This window comes from Streptomyces sp. NPDC042371 (assembly GCF_056437465.1).
On record NZ_JBWKAP010000008.1, the window covers coordinates 157,934 to 174,339 of the forward strand.

Genomic DNA, 16,406 nt, shown 5'->3' on the forward strand with positions numbered 1-16,406 from the left:
GATGGGGCGGCGGCTGAACGGGTGCCGGGGGACGGCGAGGCGGGGCCGCGGCCGAGCCGCTCCGGCGGTGTTGGTGGCCGCCGCGCTGTGCACGGTGGCAGGGCTTCCCGGGCAGGCAGGTGCCGCGGGGACGCCCGGCCCGTACGCGTTCGCCGAGGGGGCCGAGACGGTCGAGGGCGCGACGAGCAATGTCGAAGGACACCGTCTGACCCCCGGCAGGACGTACAAAAGCTCTCTCCCGCGCGTGGGACAGCGTTTTTACCGTCTGGAGCTCAAGGCCGAGGACAGCGCGTACGTCTCGGTGACGGCCATCCCCAAGGCCGACACCGCGGTCTCCTACGCCGACGGGATCGAGGTGTCCGTACAGGACTCCGACGGCAACAACTGCAGTCCCTTGGAGGCGGAAGAGGCGCGATTCGGCTCCTCGGAGAGCCCGCGTCCGATCACGGCCACGGCGGCGCGCAGGGCCGGTCCCAATGAGAAGAGCTGTACCGGCGCCGGTACCTACTACGTACTCGTGGAGCGGACCAGGTCCTCTGCGACCGGCCGGTCGGCGGCCGCGCAGGAGGACTGGGACCTGGAACTCCACGTGGCGTCAGAACCCGCGCTGCGGGCGGACGGTGAGACGACACCGCCGCGGACGTGGAACTCCGCGACCCCTGTGCCGCCCTCGGGGGAGCGCAGGCCGCGCGAGGGAGGAACGAGCTTCAACGATGCGCGAGCGATGGAGAAGGGGGTCTGGGGGGCCGGTATAGAGCCCGGGGAGACCCTCTTCTACCGCGTGCCGGTCGATTGGGGGCAGCAGCTCTCTGTCGCTGCGGAGCTCGGCAGTTCGAGCGGGGGCGGCGTTGGCGGCGGCAGCGTTGGCGGCAGCGGGGTCGGTGCCGGTGGGGCAGGGGGCGGGACGGCGCGGACGCCGAGGACCGCCCGGGACACGGGGTACGTCTCGTCCGCGTTGGTCATGTCGGTGCACAACCCGGTGCGCGCCCAGGTCGAGGACTCCGACACCGCATACGACGGCAAGCAGAAGTCGACGGCCATGGACCCGCTGCCGCCGGTCGCGTACGAGAACCGCTTCGGCCTCACCGACGAGGTGGCCGCGATGAGGTTCGCCGGTTGGTACTACGTGTCGGTCCACCTCAGCCCCGACGTCGCGGAGAAGTTCGGCGAGGCCCCACTGGAACTGACGCTGCGAGTGGACGTCGACGGGTCGCCGCGACCGGGGCCCGCGTATGCGGGGTCGCCCCGGCCCGCGGACGACTTCGGCGTATCGGACCGGGATACGGAGGCTGCGCAGAGGGGCGATACGGCGGAGGCCGGGAGCGGTGCAGATGGGCAGGGCGACGGGCGTGACGACGGGCTGATGGCGGTGGTCGCTGCCGGGGGAATCGGGACCGGAGTGGTGCTGCTCGCGATTCTCGGGGTGTGGACGCTGATTGCGCGGCGCAGGGCGGGGGCGGCGTTGGCTGCGGCGGCGGTGTCGGCGCCCGGGGGCGGGGCTGAGGGCGCGAGGGAGGCTGAGGCTGCGCGGTTCGGACCGCCGCCGGGGTGGTGAGTGGGGCGGTGCGGGGGCTCGGCCGTCAGAGCTGTGTGAGCGCCCAGACGCCTATCGCGATGCAGGCCAGCGCCACGAGCAGCATCGGGACCGCCACCTTCGCGGGGGGTCCAGGACGCCGCGGCGGGGTGGGCAGGGGCGTGGCGTGGGCCTGGGGAATTGGTTGGTTCAGGGGTGGAATCTGGGCGGCTTGAGCGCTGTATGGATGAGTAGAAGCAGGAGCGGCGGCGTGGGTGACGGCATGGGGGCGGCGTACCGAGGACGTCACGGCTTGTGCGGGGGCGCGGTGTGTGTACGGGGTGGGTGCATGGGGCGTGGGCGTGGGCGCAGGTGTGGGCGTGGGCGCGACTTGGTGGGAGGAGGGCACATACGTGGGGTCGGGTCCGGGTGCCCGCAGGGGCATCGGAGTGGGGGGAGTGGACGGCTGGGGAGGCTGAATGGGAGGAGGCTGCGGGGGCGGGGTGTGCTGGGACTGCGGGGCGTGAGCGGACTGCGGAGTGTGAGGGGGGTGCGGAGTGTGAGAGGGCTGCGAGGTCTGCGGAGGCGCGGGTTGTAGGGGCGGGGGCAGGTGGAAGCCGCCTGTGTGCGCCGGGACGGGCGGCAGCGGTGCCGGTGTTGATGTCGGTGCCGGACCTGGGCTCGGTGTGGGGGCGGTTCCCGGGGGCGTCGTCGGCGGTGGCGGCGGCATTGAGGGCTTGCCGGATGCCTCGGTCCCAGGAGCGGGGCGCGCGTGACGCGCGTGGCGGGGTGCGGAGCGCGGGCGCGGTGCTGGGGCCAGGGAGTGTCCCTCGCTTGCGGGACCGGCGCGACCGGCGGTGTTGGTGGGACCAGTGACGCCGTCGGGGCCGTTGGGGCCGTTGGGGCCGACGAGGTCGTCGGGGCCATGGGGGCCGAATCCGGTGGGAAGCGGGGCGAGTTGATCGAAGATTTCGATGAGCTCGTCGTCCGGGACCGGCTCGGGCAGCATCTCCGCGGCCGAGGCCAGCGCCTTGCGCGCACCCGTGGCGGTACGGAAGCGCGTCTGTGGATCCGGCTGGAGAAGGGTGGCGATGACCTGCCAGAGGGGCTCTGGAACGCCCTGCGGGGCCCGTGGCGTGCCGTGGTCGGCGAAGTGTTCGATCAGGGCCTTGGCGTCCGGCTTGGCGCCTTCCAGGAGGTACAGGGCGACCAGGCCGACGGCGAAGAGGTCGGCGGTGAAGTCCGGTTCGGCGCCCAGCATTTGTTCGGGGGCGAAGTAGCCGGGCGTGCCGACCACGTAGTCGGTCTCGGTCAGCCGGGGCTCGCCCTTCCGCATCGAGATGCCGAAGTCGGAGAGGCGCAGATGCGGGCGCCCGGCGCCGGTGGCTTCCAGCAGGATGTTGGCCGGTTTGATGTCACGGTGGACGACGCCTTCGGCGTGGACGGCGGCCAGGCCGGAGAGGAGCTGGTCGAGGAGGGTGCAGACGAACGGGGGCGGCAGCGGGCCGTAGTCCCCGATCACGTGCGCCAGCGAGCCGCCGCCGACGAGGTCCATGGTGAACAGGACCTTGTCGTCGTCGGCGGCCCAGCTGGCGGGCGCGAGTACATGGGGGTGGTCGATCCGTAGCGCTTGTTCCCGGACGAACCTCAACAGTGCGTGTGCGTCGCTCTGTTGGAGGACCTTGGCGGCCACGTACCGATGCCGCCTGTGGTCCCAGGACCGCCAGACCGCCCCGACTCCCCCGTGTCCGATCGGGTCGACCAGTTCGTACCGGCCGGCGAACACCTCACCCATGGTCGCGCTCCGCTCCCCCTCCGGGCCGCGCGGCCCGGTCGACGGCTCAGCTCTGGTGCGCCTCGTAGTGGGCCACCGCGTCCGCGGTGCGCCCGGCGCCGTACACCCGGAGGAACTCTGCCAGTTCCGGGTGGGTCGGGGCGAGGGAGTCAGCGGCATCGATGATGTCACCGGCTGCCGCGACGGAGCGCAGCAGGGACTGGATCTCGCGCACCACGCGCTTGACCGTGGGCGCGCCCGAACTGGTTGCCGTCTGGGAGGTGTTGGTGAGGACGGAGCCGCCCTGGGACTTCTTGATCTCGTCCATGCGGTCGGTGGCCTCGGCGGCGCTGACGCTGCCGTCCGCGACCTGGCCCGCCAGTTCCTGGAGGAGCTGGACGCGCTGGACGACCGCGGGGTTGCCGATCTTGGCACGCTGACCGCTCATCAGCTGGGACAGCATCGGCGCGGACAGGCCGAGGACTCCGGCGAGGCGTGCCTGGTTCAGGCCCAGATCATCGATGAGGCGACGGAAGAGCGCCCCCAGCGGCTCCCCGTACCAATTCCGCTGGAGCTCTCGTGCTCTCGCGGTGGTGTCTTGCTGTGCGGCGTCCATTGCGTCTCCCCATCGCTTCCCCTAAGACCGCGGTTCGCTGCCGCGAACCACGTCGAGCATCTTACGGAGAGTGGTCGTGGACCGGGACCCCCAATCCTTTTGCGGGATCCGGGGGGTGACCCGGTACTCTGGTCTGCGATGCACGTCGGGACGTGATTCTTCCGGTTCGGCGTATCCATCACGGGGCCTTAGCTCAGTTGGTAGAGCGCTGTCTTTGCATGGCAGATGTCAGGGGTTCGACTCCCCTAGGCTCCACAAGGTAAATGCCCTCCGACCTGCGGAAACGCAGGGTTTCGGAGGGCATTTTTCTTGCTCGGGGGAGATCCGTCCTTGGCGTACGCGGGCCGATGGCGCCGCGGGGGCCGGGGTTCTGCACGAGGGGTCAGTCGAGCCAGCAGGACTTGCGCATGAGGTCGCGGCCGCGCAGTTCGTTCGACTCACGCCAGGTCTGGATGTGGCGGGGGACGATGCGGAACCAGTGGTACGGAGCGGTCTCCTTGCGGGGGTCGAAGCCGGTGCGTGCGGTGAATCGGTCGCCCTGCTCCTGTGGTGGTTCGTCGATGCCGAAGACCTGGACCTCGCCTTCGATCATGGTCACGTCCCGGGTGCTCCCCAGGGCCAGCCGGGCGGTGCCGGTGGCGGTCAGGTTCCTGCCGGTCGGGCTGTCGGCCGGGGTCGCCACCCACAGCGCTTCGCCGTCCCAGTCGAAGGAGAGCGGCACCAGGTACGGGGTGCCTTCGGCCGAGGCACTGGCCACCCACACGTCGACGTCGTGGGCGAGCCGGTGCTCGGTGTCGTGGCGGCGCTGGGCGCGGGGGCGTGGGGCGACGCTCATCGGTCCTGCAGGAGGCCGAGGACGTTGCCGTCGGGGTCGGTGACGGTGGCCACCAGGCGGCCGCCGCCCACGTCGTGTGCGGCTTCCGTCAGGGTGGCGCCCGCGGTGGTCAGCTCGGCCAGCTTCGCCTCGATGTCCGGCACGTGCCAGTAGGCCAGGGACGAGGTCAGACCCTGCGGTCCGCCGGACGGCAGCAGTCCGATGTGCTGGCCCGCGACCTCGAATCCGACGTAGTAGGGCTCGTCGATCTGCGGCGGGACACCGAACAGTGCGGTGTGCACGGCCTTGGCCCGCGCCAGGTCGGAGACGGGGTGCAGCACGGTCTTCAGCCCCGTCGTGGCAGTGCTCGGGGTGGCAGTAGCCGGGGCGGGGGAAGTGGGCGCGGGGGTGCTGGGCATGGTTGCTCCTGTTGGGCGTGGATGTCCGACCGGGCGCTTGTTCTGCCGTCCCGGTCGCTGTTGGTCACAGCCTCGCCCGCACGGGGCGGCGTGCGCCTCCGTGCTGACCACGGAACCCACCACGGAACCGGCACGGAGCCGCCACGGATAATGGCTCCGTGTCCACTCCAGCTGTCTCGGCCCGGGAATCCGATGTGCTCGCGCTGCTCGGTGAGCACCTGAGTAACGCGGAGATCGCCGCGCGCCTGTTCATCTCCGTACGGACGGTCGAGTCCCACATCTCCTCACTGCTGCGCAAACTGGAGGCACCGGACCGGCGGGCGCTCTCCCGGCTGGCGCCTTCTCAGCGCGCGGCCGAAGTCTCCGGCGCCGAGCCGGTGCTCGCGGCTCCGGTGGCCCTTCCGGCACCGCTGACGGCGTTCGTCGGCCGGGTGCGGGAGCGCGGGGAGCTGGCCGGGCTCGTGAAGGCGCACCGGCAGGTCACCGCGGCAGGGCCGGGCGGGGTGGGCAAGACGCGGCTCGCCCTGGCGGTGGCGGCGGAGGTTGCCGACGACTTCGCCGACGGGGTGTGGTTCGTCGACCTGTCCCCGGTCACCGATCCGGCACGGGTCGGGGCGGCCGTGGCGGCGGCCCTGGGGGTGGGCGAGCAGCCCGGTCGCGGTGTCGACGAAGCGGTGGTCGCGTCCCTCGCCGACCGGCAGGCGCTGCTGGTGCTGGACAACTGCGAGCAGATACGCGACGGGGTGGCGCCGTTCCTGGAGCGACTCCTGGTGGCCTGCCCGCGGTTGAAGGTGCTGGCGACGAGCCGGGCTCGGCTGATGGTGCCCTTCGAGCGGGTCCACCAGGTTCCGCCGCTGTCCTGGGCCGACGGGGGCGAATCCGATGCCGTGACGCTCTTCATGGAGCGGGCGTCGGCGGCGGGCGCGGCGCCGGACCCCTCGCTGCGCGACCGGATCGCGGCCGTCTGCGAACGGCTCGACGGCATGGCCCTGGCGATCGAGCTGGCGGCGGCACGCTGGCCGACGCTCGGTCTCGACGGCCTCACAGCGGGCCTCTCCGACCAACTGCGTGTCCTGGCGGGCGGTTTCCGTGCCGAGGACCGGCACCGGTCGGTGCGGGCGGCGCTGGACTGGAGTCACGATCTTCTGGAGCCGCAGGACCGCGTGCTGCTGCGTCGGATCTCCGTGTTCGCCATGCCCTTCACCGTCGAGGACGCCGTCGCCGTGGCCGCCTTCGCCCCGCTGGAACCGGCCGCGGTGGCCGACGGACTGGGCAGGCTCGCCGAACAGTCCCTGCTCACCGCGGCGCCGTCAGCGACGCGGCATGCGGCCCGTTCTGCGACCGGGATGCGGTACCGGGCGCTGGAGACCATCCGCCAGTACGGGACGGAACGGCTCGCCGATGCCATCGAGCTGTCGGACGTCCGGTCCCGCCACGTGGAGTGGTGCCTGAACGGTGCGATCGAGCTGGCCGAACTCGGTGCCGACAGCGACGGTGACAGCGACGACGACAGCGACAGCGACAGGGACAGCTACAGGGACGGCGACGGGGACGGCGAAGGCGTGAACGCGCGTGCCCGGTTCGACGCGCTGGCGGATGACCTCCGCGCCGCTCTTGCCTGGGCCGCCGCCCAGCCCGAGCAGCAGGAGCCTGCCCACCGCCTCGCCCTGTCGCTGGCCGGACTGGCCTTCACCCGCAACCTGCTCGGCGAGGCACAGCAGCGCTTCGAGCAGGCCGCGGCGCTCGCCGATACCCCTGCCGGGGCGGGAGCCCTCGCCGCCGCCACGGCCCTGCGGGAGGCCGCCGCGGTGGCCGGTTGCCGCAGGATCGGCGAGGACATGTTCCGCCTGCACCGCGCCGCCGCGCTGGCCGCCCGTCGGGCCGGGGACACGGCCGGTGCCGGGCGCGATCTGGCGGCGGCGGCCACCAACGCGTACCGCTTCTCCGCCACGTTCACTCGGATCCCCGGCACGGACGAGGTGGCCGCCCTGCTCGCGGAGGCGCGGGAGCTGATCGGCGACAGCAGCGGCGACCTCGTCGGTGAGGCCGCCTTGGCGCTGGCCGAGGCGGCGGTGACCGCGGACGCCTACGGCGCGGTGCAGGGAGACGCCGACAACACCGCGCAGGAAACCGTCGGATACGCCGAGCGGGCCGTCGAGCTGGCCCGGCGCACGGGCGATCCGGTGGCCGAGTCCGCCGCCCTCGACGCGCTCTCCGGCGCCAGGAGCTGGGCCGGTGACTCCTTCGGCGCCGCGGCCGCGGCACGGCGCCGCATCGACATCCTGACCGCGGCACCGAGGACCCACGCCCACGCCCACAAGCCCGCCTCCGCCCCCACCAGCACGCACGAACGAATCGACGCCCTCGCCATGGCCGCCGGGAACGCCCTCGGCGTAGGAGACCTGCCGCAGGCCCTCCGGTGGAGCAGGCAGCTCGCCGACCACCCGCTGCTGGCCGAAGCGGGGCACCATGCCACGTCCTGGCTCCTGATCAGTGAGGCGTTCGCCGGTAACGCCGACGCCGTGCTCACGGGCAGCGTGCGGTTCCTCGACGCGTGGGAGCAGAGCGGGCGGCAGCGGTCGTTCGTGCTCGGCCCGGCCGCCGCGTCGGTCGCGATGGTCCACGGGTTGCGCGGCGACCAGGACGCCCGGGCGAGCTGGCTCGCGATCGCCGACCGTGCGGGCCCCGTCCTGGACCACCGCCACGGCTACGGAGCCGTCTTCGACGCGATGGTCCTGCTCCACGACGGGGATCCCGAGGCGGCGCTGGAGCGGGTCTCGCCCGAACCGGACGAGGTGTGGAAGTGGGTCTGCTGGGTCTGGCTGCACTGGTACGTGGCGGTGAGGGCGGAGGCGTCCGTGCTGGTCGGGCATCCGGACGCGCGGGACCGCATCGACGCCGCTCGGCGCATCGTCACCGGCAACCCGGTCGCCACCGCCCAGCTGGACCGGGCCGAGGCACTGCTGGACGGTGACCACGTCACACGGGATGCCCGGCAGTGATGTCACCCACGCCGTGCAGGGTCAACGGGGATCCCTGATCCGGGGCGTGGGCGGCGACCGGGTCGAGGAGGAACGCGACGTGGTCGCCTCCGTCGTACCGGTCGTGGATGCGGCCGACGAACCAGGCGAGGGAGTCGGACAGCACGAGGGCACCCTCCGGCCCCTCTTCCACGGCCAGTCCGGAGAACTTGTCGGTCCTGGCGCTGCAGAGAGACCCAAAACGCGCCGCGAGGTCATGCCGGTGCCGAGGCAGCTGATGCACCGCGAGCGTGGTCGCCGCGAGGGCGAGCCGGTAGGTGTGATTGGCCTTGGAGAGCCACACGGCGAACCGCACGGGCTGAATCGAGCACTGGCTCGCGTAGCCGACCAGGCAGCCCGCGCGCTGCCCGTCCGCCACGACGGTGACGACGTACGCGGACGAGTCCGCGAGCCCGGTGAAAGCCGCGATGCCCTCGCCCATGTCTCCAGTGAAGGCCGCGATGCCCTCGCCCACGTCCCCAGTGAAAGCCCCGATGTCCTCGCCCACGTCGTCCACGGCATCCCCATCGGTTCGTTGTTTCACGTGAAACACCGTGGGGCGGGAGCCTGATCGGCCCCCGCCCCACGGCGTCGTTCCACTGTCTGCGCGGCGTGGTCAGCCCCGCTTGTCCCGGTCGACCGCTTCGGCCTCGGCCTCCGCCTGCTTGGCCTGCACCTCGGGGTCGAGGGCGGCCTGGCCGCTGCCGTCGACGGAGGTCAGCGGCGTGCTGGCCGGGACCTCCGTGGCCGCCGGCGGCTCGACCAGCCAGTCGGGGTTGGCCTGCTTGTCCCACCACTTCCACGCGGCGACCGCGCCACCCGCGACGATGCCGATGACCGCGAGGCGCTTGGCCAGGCGGCCCGCCCGGGCCCTGCGCTGGTGCTTGCGGGCCAGGCGCTGGATCTCCTTCGCCGAGACCTGCCCACGCAGCGCGGCGAGCGCCGCCGTCCCGCGGGACGTGGCCTCCTCGCGGACGGGCTGCGCGGCGGCGACCGCGTGCTCGATGCGGGGCCTGGAGTAGTCGGCGGCCTGGCGGGCAGCCTTGCGGGTGCGGGCCGCGGCTTCGTGCGCGGCGTGGTCGACCTTCGGCGGCACGTGCGTGCGGGCCTGCTCGACACGGGGGGCTACGTGGGCGCTGTACTGGACACGGGCCTGATCGGCGGCCTGCTGGGCAGCCAGCGACACCTTGGGTGCGAGCCGTACGCGCGCTTCGTGGGCGTAGTGAGTGGCCCGGTCCTTGGCCGTGTCGGCGTAAGGTGCCACCGCGTCCGCGGCGTGACGCACGCTGTCCTTGGCCGAGCCGGTCGCGGCGCGCACGCTGTCGATGCGGGTCACGGGATCCTCCTCCTCGGTGGCGTATAGGTATGTCACCTTTCCACCCTTTCAGGGATCATGCCTTTCGGATCGCTCCGATGACATGCGAGGGCGGGCATCCGGGTCATGGAAGCTGACCCCGGCATCCTGAGTTCCATTTTCTGAGCGTTTCAGTCTCTGAACCAGGCAAAATCTCTGCAGCGGAGAGCTCTTGGCCGACAATGCCACGGATCCCTTCGGCGCGCGCCCACTCGGTGGCTACTCGTCCCAATCCGGTCCGTGCGAGGATCGGGGTGTCACAGAAGACAACGGAAGGCAGATCGTGGCTGAGCAGCTTTACGCCACCCTGAAGACCAACCAGGGCGACATTGAGGTCCGGCTTCTGCCGAATCACGCGCCCAAGACGGTCAAGAACTTTGTTGAGCTCGCTCAGGGCGAGCGCGAGTGGGTCCACCCCGCGACCGGCAAGAAGACCACGGACCGTCTGTACGACGGCACCGTCTTCCACCGGGTGATCAGCGGCTTCATGATCCAGGGCGGCGACCCGCTGGGCAACGGCACCGGTGGCCCGGGCTACGAGTTCGAGGACGAGTTCCACCCGGACCTCGCCTTCGACAAGCCCTACCTGCTGGCGATGGCCAACGCCGGTCCGGGCACCAACGGCTCGCAGTTCTTCGTGACTGTCGCGCCGACGGCGTGGCTGACCCGCAAGCACACGATCTTCGGCGAGGTCTCCAACGACGCCGGCAAGAAGGTCGTGGACGCCATCGGGGCGACGCAGACCAACCCGCGCACCGACCGCCCGGTCAACGACGTGGTCATCGAGTCCGTGGTCATCGAGACCCGCGACGCCTGACCTGCGCGTACCCACGCGTATCGCGAGGGAACCAAACCGCCCCGCCCATCCGTAAGGAAGGGCGGGGCGGCGCGTTGCCACGTGTGCCGTCACAGTGCCTTCGTACGGAGATTGAGGGGACCCCATGGACCAGGCGCCAGGCAGCCCGCAGGAGCCGCAGGGGGCGTCGGGTGTGCCCGGCTGCTATCGGCATCCGGACCGTGAGACCGGCATCACCTGCACGCGCTGCGAGCGCCCCATCTGCCCCGAGTGCATGATCAGTGCCTCGGTCGGCTTCCAGTGCCCCGAGTGTGTCCGTGACGGTTCGGGCACCGGTCACGCGCCGACGGCCAACCAGCCGCGCACGGTCGCGGGCGGCACGATCGCCGCCGACCCCCGCCTGGTCACCAAGGTCCTGATCGGGATGAACCTCGCGCTGTTCCTCGTGCAGCTGACGGTCGGGGACAGCTTCACCGACCGGTTCGACCTGCTGGGCCGGGCCTATGTCCCGGAGTTCGGCTCGGTCGAGGGCGTCGCCGAGGGCCAGTGGTACCGCCTGGTGACGGCGATGTTCCTGCACAGCAGCTATATGCACATCGCGTTCAACATGCTCAGCCTGTGGTGGATCGGCGGCCCGCTCGAAGCCGCCCTCGGCCGCGCCCGCTACCTCGTGCTCTATGCGGCCTCGGGTCTGGCGGGCAGCGCGCTGACGTATCTGCTCGAAGAGCCGTTCAGGCCCTCCGTGGGGGCGTCCGGCGCCATCTTCGGCCTGTTCGGTGCGACGGCGATCCTGATGAAGCGGCTGAACTACGACATGCGGCCGGTCATCGCGCTGCTGGCGATCAACATGGTGATCACCTTCTGGTGGCCCAACATCGCCTGGCAGGCGCACGTCGGCGGGCTCGTCGGCGGTGTCATCGTCGGTTACGCGATGGTGCACGCGCCCCGCGAGCGGCGGAGCCTCATCCAGTACGGCAGCTGTGCACTGGTGCTCGTCGCGGCTGTGGTCATGGTCCTCGTGAGGACCGCCGAGCTCACCTGACGTACCGACGTTGTCCACAGCGTGTGCCGGATCTTGTGCATGCTGTGGGGAACAACCGTGCCCCCTGTCCCTGACCTGGGTTTCCCCAGCAAGGACAAGGGGCGGGCGGCGAACAGAGTTCCGGTCGGCCAGTCACACCGGCGTCAACCGGCCGAAGGTTATCCACAGATCTTCAGACCTTTTCCCCATGTGGATAGCGCTGTGGATAACTCAGGGCAAGGCTTGCGTTCGGCCGGAGGCCTACTTCCACTGGGTGGAGACGCCGAACCCCGCGGCGATGAAGCCGAAGCCCACCACGATGTTCCAGTTGCCCAGCGGGTCGATCGGCAGCTTTCCGTCCGTGACGTAGAAGACGACGATCCAGGCGAGGCCGATGAGGAACATCGCCAGCATCACCGGAGCCACCCAGCTGCGGTTGGTCAGCTTGATGTTCGTCGCCTTCTTGGAGGGCGGCGGCGTGTAGTCGTCTGCCTTCTTGCGGATACGTGACTTCGGCACGAGGGTCTCTCCTGTCGATGCGCTGCGTGGCCGCGCAGGTAACTGTTGTCTGGCGCCGGGCGGGGCGTTACGGGGAGCTGAACCCTCCCCCGGGCGTCCGTTAGCGTAGTGCTTCCGCGGCGCCTAAGGAGATAAGGGTACGTTGAGCAATTCTGCCGACTCCCACAAAGGTCCCGTTCGGCGCCCCCGCTGGCGTCCGGTTCGGGTGCTTACGGGTGCTGTTTTCGCCCTTGCCGGGCTGATCTTCTTCACCAGTTTCAACACGGCCAAGGGCACCAACATTCGCACCGACGCCTCCCTGCTGAAACTCTCGGACCTCATTCAGGAGCGTAGCCACAAGAACGGCGAGCTCGACGAGTCCAACGGCACCCTGCGCGACGACGTCGAGTCGCTCGCCCAGCGCGACAGCGGCGGCACCAAGGCGGACGACGCCCGGCTCAAGGCGCTGGAGGAGAACGCCGGCACCAAGAAGCTCGGCGGCAAGGCGGTATCGGTCACCCTCGCCGACGCCCCGCCCAACGCCACCGCCAAGCTCCCCGGCTACCCCGAGCCCCAGCCCAACGACCTGGTCATCCACCAGCAGGACCTGCAGGCCGTGGTCAACGCCCTCTGGAAGGGCGGCGCCGAGGGCATCAAGGTCATGGACCAGCGACTGATCTCCACGAGCGCCGTGCGCTGCGTCGGCAACACCCTGATCCTTCAGGGCCGCGTCTACTCACCGCCGTACAAGGTGACCGCCGTCGGCGACCCCGACAAGCTCAAGAACGCCCTCGCGGCCTCCCCCGAGATCCAGAACTACATGCTGTACGTCAACGCGTACGGGCTCGGATGGAAAGTGGATGACGACGGGGCGGTGACTCTTCCCGGCTACTCGGGCACAGTGGATCTCCACTACGCGAAGCCCGTGGAGTAGCAGCCAGGGAGGGACCGTCCTGTGTCGGTGCGCGCGCTCGTCAGGACGTTCAGCGAACTGTGCATCACCGTCGGCACCTTGATCGTGCTCTTTGTCGTGTACGTCCTGTTCTGGACTGGCGTGAAGGCCGACAACGCCATGGACAGCCAGATCGACGAGCTGCAGGACCGGTGGGCGCAGGGGGCGGTCGCCGCGGGGACGGACGACAAGCCGACCGAGGCCTCGCCGGACGACTCGTTGGACGAACCCGCTCCCTACAAGGACGGCAAGGCCTTCGCGGTCATGTACATCCCGCGGTTCGGTTTCACGTGGAACAAGCCCGTGCTCCAGGGCACCGGCACCGACATCCTCAAGAAGGGTCTCGGCCACTACGCCTCCACCGCCCGGCTCGGCCAGAAGGGCAACTTCTCCGTGGCGGGCCATCGCCGCACCTACGGCGACCCCTTCAAGGACTTCCCGAAGCTGCGCCCCGGCGACCCCGTCGTCCTGACCGACGGCGCGTCCTGGTTCACGTACCGCATCGACAAGAAGCCCTACAAGACGCTCCCCGGCGACATCGACGTCATTGATCCCGTGCCGCGCAAATCCGGCTATGACGGCCCGGGGCGTTACCTCACCCTTACGACCTGTGAACCAGAGTGGGGCCACAGTCACCGGCTGATCGCCTGGGCACATCTGGACGCGACCCAGCCTGTGGAGGCAGGGAAACCGGAGGCACTGCGCCGTTAGTCTGGTGCGGTACGGCGAGGGGAGCCCGGCCGTACGCGACGGAAGGGACGGCATGTACGGCTGGATCTGGCGGCATCTGCCGGGAAACGCATGGGTGAGGGCGCTGATTTCCCTGGTGCTCGTCTTCGCGGTGGTCTATGTGCTGTTCCAGTACGTCTTCCCGTGGGCGGAGCCGCTGCTGCCCTTCAACGACGTCACCGTGGACGGCCAGTGAGCGCCGTGGGCGGCCGCGGCCGCAGTCGCATTCTCGTCGTCGACAACTACGACAGCTTCGTCTTCAACCTCGTCCAGTACCTGTACCAGCTGGGTGCCGAGTGCGAGGTCCTGCGCAACGACGAGGTCGAGCTGCGGCACGCGCAGGACGGCTTCGACGGCGTTCTGCTCTCCCCGGGCCCCGGCACCCCGGAACAGGCGGGCGTGTGCGTCGAGATGGTGCGGCACTGCGCCGCCACCGGCGTGCCCGTCTTCGGCGTCTGCCTCGGCATGCAGTCCATGGCCGTGGCGTACGGCGGCGTGGTGGACCGCGCCCCGGAGCTCCTGCACGGCAAGACCTCGCTCGTCCGCCACGAGGGCAAGGGCGTCTTCGCGGGCCTGCCGTCCCCGTTCACCGCGACCCGCTACCACTCGCTGGCCGCCGAGCCCGCCACCGTCCCGGCCGACCTGGAGGTCACCGCGCGCACGGAGGACGGCATCATCATGGGCCTGCGCCACCGTGAACTCGCGGTCGAGGGTGTCCAGTTCCACCCGGAGTCGGTGCTGACCGAGCACGGCCACCTCATGCTGGCCAACTGGCTGGTGGAGTGCGGCGACACCGGAGCCGTCGCCCGATCGAGCGGGCTGGCCCCGGTGGTGGGCAGGGCCACGGCGTGACGGACCTGCGCCCCGAGCGCGACTCCTCCGGAGCCCCGTACGACGCGAATGACGCGCACGGGGACGCCGGTGCGTTCGAGGCGGCGGTCGATCACCTGGCGGACCCCCTGACGGATCCGCTGCCGGGGCAGCACCCCTCGCCGTGGTTCCGCAGCGGCGCCGCGGAGCCGGAGCAGCCACCGGCGGAGCCGCAGGAACAGGAGTGGTACGACCCCGAGGGGTACGCCCGCGACTGGTACGGGCAGGAGCAGCCGCAGCCCACGCACGGGCAGGAGCAGCCGCAGGCCCCCGAGCCCACGTACGAGCAGCTGTACGGTGCGTACGCCCCCGAACAGCCCGCTCCCGCGCAGCCCGTTGCCGAACAGCCCGCTCCCGCCTACGAGCCCGCGTCGGACGACGAGACGATGGGGCTGCTGACCGACGACACGCGGCGAATAGCCGAGCCGGAGCCCGATCGCCCCACCGAGGGCCGGGCCGCCCGCCGCAAGGCCGCCAAGAAGGGCGGCACGCCCTCCACGGAGCCCCGGCCGGGCGCCGCCCCCCTTTCGCGCGTGGAGGCCCGCCGTGCCGAGCGTGCCCGCAGGCCGTCGCCGGGCGCGGTGATCAGCCGGGGGCTCGGCGAAGTCTTCATCACGGTCGGCGTACTGATGCTCCTCTTCGTCACGTACCAGCTCTGGTGGACGAACATCCGTGCCCACCAGCAGGCCGACGGTGCCGCCCGCGACCTCCAGGAGAGCTGGGCCAAGGGCAAGGGCAAGCCCGGCAGCTTCGAGCCGGGGCAGGGCTTCGCGATGCTGCACATTCCGCGCCTCGACGTCGTCGTGCCGGTCGCCGAGGGCATCGACAAGCATCAGGTCCTCGACCGCGGCATGGTCGGCCACTACAACGAGGGCGCCACCAAGACCGCGATGCCTGAGGCCAAGAAGGGCAACTTCGCGGTCGCGGGCCACCGCAACACACACGGCGAACCGTTCCGGTACATCAACCGCCTGGAGCCGGGCGACCCGATCGTCGTAGAGACGCAGGACAAGTACTTCGTCTACAAGATGGCGAGCATCCTGCCGCAGACCTCGCCCGGCAACACCGGCGTGATCGGTCCCGTTCCTCCGGGTTCGGGCTTCACCAAACCCGGGCGGTACATCACACTGACCACCTGCACCCCGGAATTCACGAGTAAGTATCGAATGATCGTCTGGGGCAAGATGGTCGAGGAGCGACCGCGCGACAAGGGAAAACCGAGCGCGCTCGTGAACTAGAACGGTGAGAACGGGGCGGAACCAGTGGCAGCCACGACCGATGACGAGCAGCAGGCGCAGGCGCCCGCGCCGTCCCCCGCACCACGGCGCCGCGCCCGCGGCCCCATCGCCACGGCGGTCAGCGTCTTCGGTGAACTCCTCATCACCGCGGGCCTCGTGCTCGGCCTCTTCGTCGTCTACTCCCTGTGGTGGACGAACGTCATAGCGGACCGCGAGGCGCACAAGCAGGGCGACCGGGTGCGCGACCGCTGGGCGGGCGGCCCCGGCTCCATCGACACCAAGGATGGCATCGGCTTCCTGCACGTACCCGCGATGGGCAACGGCGAGGTGCTGGTCAAGGAGGGCACCAGCAGCAAGGTCCTCAACGACGGCGTCGCCGGTTACTACAAGGACCCGATCAAGTCGGCCCTCCCCGGGGACAAGGAGGGCAACTTCACGCTGGCCGCGCACCGCGACGGGCACGGCGCGAAGTTCCACAAGATCGACAAGATCGGCAAGGGCGACGCGATCGTCTACGAGTCCCGGGACAAGTGGTACGTCTACAAGGTGTACGCGACGCTGCCCGAGACCTCGAAGTACAACGTGAAGGTCCTGAACCCCGTCCCCAAGGAATCGGGTGTGAAGAAGCCGGGCCGCTACATCACGCTGACGACCTGCACGCCCGTCTACACCTCCCGCTACCGGTACGTCGTGTGGGGCGAGCTGGAGCGCGTCGAGAAGGTCGACAACAAGCGGACGCCTCCGGCGGAGCTGAAGTAGCCCCACGGCGAACGCGGAAGCCCCGGTACCGCT

At 70.5% G+C, this 16,406-nt stretch carries 17 protein-coding genes and 1 tRNA gene; 11 read left to right on the forward strand and 7 right to left on the reverse strand.

What is annotated here, in order from left to right; genetic code table 11:
• The first annotated feature begins 94 nt into the window (after positions 1–94).
• Entirely contained in the window at positions 95–1,555 is a 1,461-nt protein-coding gene (locus tag AC068B_RS24860; protein WP_478673863.1) for a hypothetical protein, read from the forward strand.
• 25 nt (positions 1,556–1,580) lie between these two features.
• Here AC068B_RS24860 and AC068B_RS24865 read toward each other — a convergent pair whose 3' ends face one another.
• Positions 1,581–3,308 (reverse strand): serine/threonine-protein kinase, encoded by a 1,728-nt coding sequence (locus AC068B_RS24865; RefSeq protein WP_478673864.1) that lies wholly within the window; start codon positions 3,306–3,308, stop codon positions 1,581–1,583.
• Positions 3,309–3,354: 46 nt separating this feature from the next.
• Complete coding sequence (locus AC068B_RS24870; protein ID WP_055563954.1) at positions 3,355–3,903, reverse strand: helix-turn-helix domain-containing protein; 549 nt, start codon at positions 3,901–3,903, stop codon at positions 3,355–3,357.
• Between the two features lie 182 nt (positions 3,904–4,085).
• Between AC068B_RS24870 and AC068B_RS24875 the strand changes: the two genes are divergently transcribed.
• A tRNA-Ala gene (locus AC068B_RS24875) sits at positions 4,086–4,158 on the forward strand.
• A 127-nt stretch (positions 4,159–4,285) separates the two neighbouring features.
• Here the strand turns inward: AC068B_RS24875 and AC068B_RS24880 are convergent.
• Together AC068B_RS24880 and AC068B_RS24885 are read right to left on the reverse strand one after the other, a co-directional pair.
• Positions 4,286–4,738, reverse strand: coding sequence for a pyridoxamine 5'-phosphate oxidase family protein (locus tag AC068B_RS24880; RefSeq protein WP_478673865.1), 453 nt, complete (start codon positions 4,736–4,738; stop codon positions 4,286–4,288).
• Positions 4,735–5,136 (reverse strand): VOC family protein, encoded by a 402-nt coding sequence (locus AC068B_RS24885; RefSeq protein WP_478673866.1) that lies wholly within the window; start codon positions 5,134–5,136, stop codon positions 4,735–4,737. Before AC068B_RS24885 ends, AC068B_RS24880 begins: the two co-directional genes overlap by 4 nt.
• 158 nt (positions 5,137–5,294) lie before the next feature.
• On the opposite strand from AC068B_RS24885, the gene AC068B_RS24890 reads away from it, so the two are divergent.
• Complete coding sequence (locus AC068B_RS24890) at positions 5,295–8,138, forward strand: ATP-binding protein (protein ID WP_478673867.1); 2,844 nt, start codon at positions 5,295–5,297, stop codon at positions 8,136–8,138.
• Here the strand turns inward: AC068B_RS24890 and AC068B_RS24895 are convergent.
• Both AC068B_RS24895 and AC068B_RS24900 read right to left on the reverse strand, forming a co-directional pair.
• Positions 8,116–8,700: a flavin reductase family protein gene (locus AC068B_RS24895; protein ID WP_478673868.1), complete on the reverse strand. Its 585-nt coding sequence runs from the start codon at positions 8,698–8,700 to the stop codon at positions 8,116–8,118. The genes AC068B_RS24890 and AC068B_RS24895 overlap by 23 nt on opposite strands.
• A 72-nt stretch (positions 8,701–8,772) precedes the next feature.
• A complete protein-coding gene (locus AC068B_RS24900; protein ID WP_478673869.1) occupies positions 8,773–9,492 on the reverse strand; it encodes a DUF5324 family protein in 720 nt (239 codons plus the stop codon).
• 301 nt (positions 9,493–9,793) lie between these two features.
• On the opposite strand from AC068B_RS24900, the gene AC068B_RS24905 reads away from it, so the two are divergent.
• Together AC068B_RS24905 and AC068B_RS24910 are read left to right on the forward strand one after the other, a co-directional pair.
• A complete protein-coding gene (locus tag AC068B_RS24905) occupies positions 9,794–10,327 on the forward strand; it encodes a peptidylprolyl isomerase (RefSeq protein ID WP_468565712.1) in 534 nt (177 codons plus the stop codon).
• Positions 10,328–10,451: 124 nt separating this feature from the next.
• Positions 10,452–11,348: a rhomboid family intramembrane serine protease gene (locus AC068B_RS24910; protein ID WP_478673870.1), complete on the forward strand. Its 897-nt coding sequence runs from the start codon at positions 10,452–10,454 to the stop codon at positions 11,346–11,348.
• Positions 11,349–11,588: 240 nt separating this feature from the next.
• Here the strand turns inward: AC068B_RS24910 and crgA are convergent, their stop codons facing one another.
• Entirely contained in the window at positions 11,589–11,846 is a 258-nt protein-coding gene (crgA, locus tag AC068B_RS24915) for a cell division protein CrgA (protein WP_098243661.1), read from the reverse strand.
• A gap of 142 nt (positions 11,847–11,988) precedes the next feature.
• Between crgA and AC068B_RS24920 the strand changes: the two genes are divergently transcribed.
• Genes AC068B_RS24920 through AC068B_RS24945 form a run of 6 tightly spaced genes read left to right on the forward strand, consistent with a single transcriptional unit; the run spans position 11,989 to position 16,373 of the window.
• Entirely contained in the window at positions 11,989–12,759 is a 771-nt protein-coding gene (locus AC068B_RS24920) for a DUF881 domain-containing protein (protein ID WP_356260980.1), read from the forward strand.
• Between the two features lie 27 nt (positions 12,760–12,786).
• Positions 12,787–13,488, forward strand: coding sequence for a class E sortase (locus AC068B_RS24925; protein ID WP_478674162.1), 702 nt, complete (start codon positions 12,787–12,789; stop codon positions 13,486–13,488).
• A gap of 52 nt (positions 13,489–13,540) precedes the next feature.
• Positions 13,541–13,702: a hypothetical protein gene (locus tag AC068B_RS24930; protein WP_107097924.1), complete on the forward strand. Its 162-nt coding sequence runs from the start codon at positions 13,541–13,543 to the stop codon at positions 13,700–13,702.
• Between the two features lie 5 nt (positions 13,703–13,707).
• Positions 13,708–14,358, forward strand: a complete 651-nt coding sequence (locus tag AC068B_RS24935; RefSeq protein ID WP_478674163.1) for an aminodeoxychorismate/anthranilate synthase component II — start codon at positions 13,708–13,710, stop codon at positions 14,356–14,358.
• A 5-nt stretch (positions 14,359–14,363) separates the two neighbouring features.
• The gene (locus AC068B_RS24940; RefSeq protein WP_478674164.1) at positions 14,364–15,614 is read left to right on the forward strand and encodes a class E sortase; all 1,251 of its coding nucleotides are present in this window, start codon (positions 14,364–14,366) and stop codon (positions 15,612–15,614) included.
• Between the two features lie 24 nt (positions 15,615–15,638).
• Positions 15,639–16,373 carry a class E sortase gene (locus AC068B_RS24945; protein WP_478673871.1) on the forward strand — a complete coding sequence of 245 codons (735 nt, stop codon included), beginning with the start codon at positions 15,639–15,641 and terminating at the stop codon, positions 16,371–16,373.
• Positions 16,374–16,406: the final 33 nt, after the last annotated feature.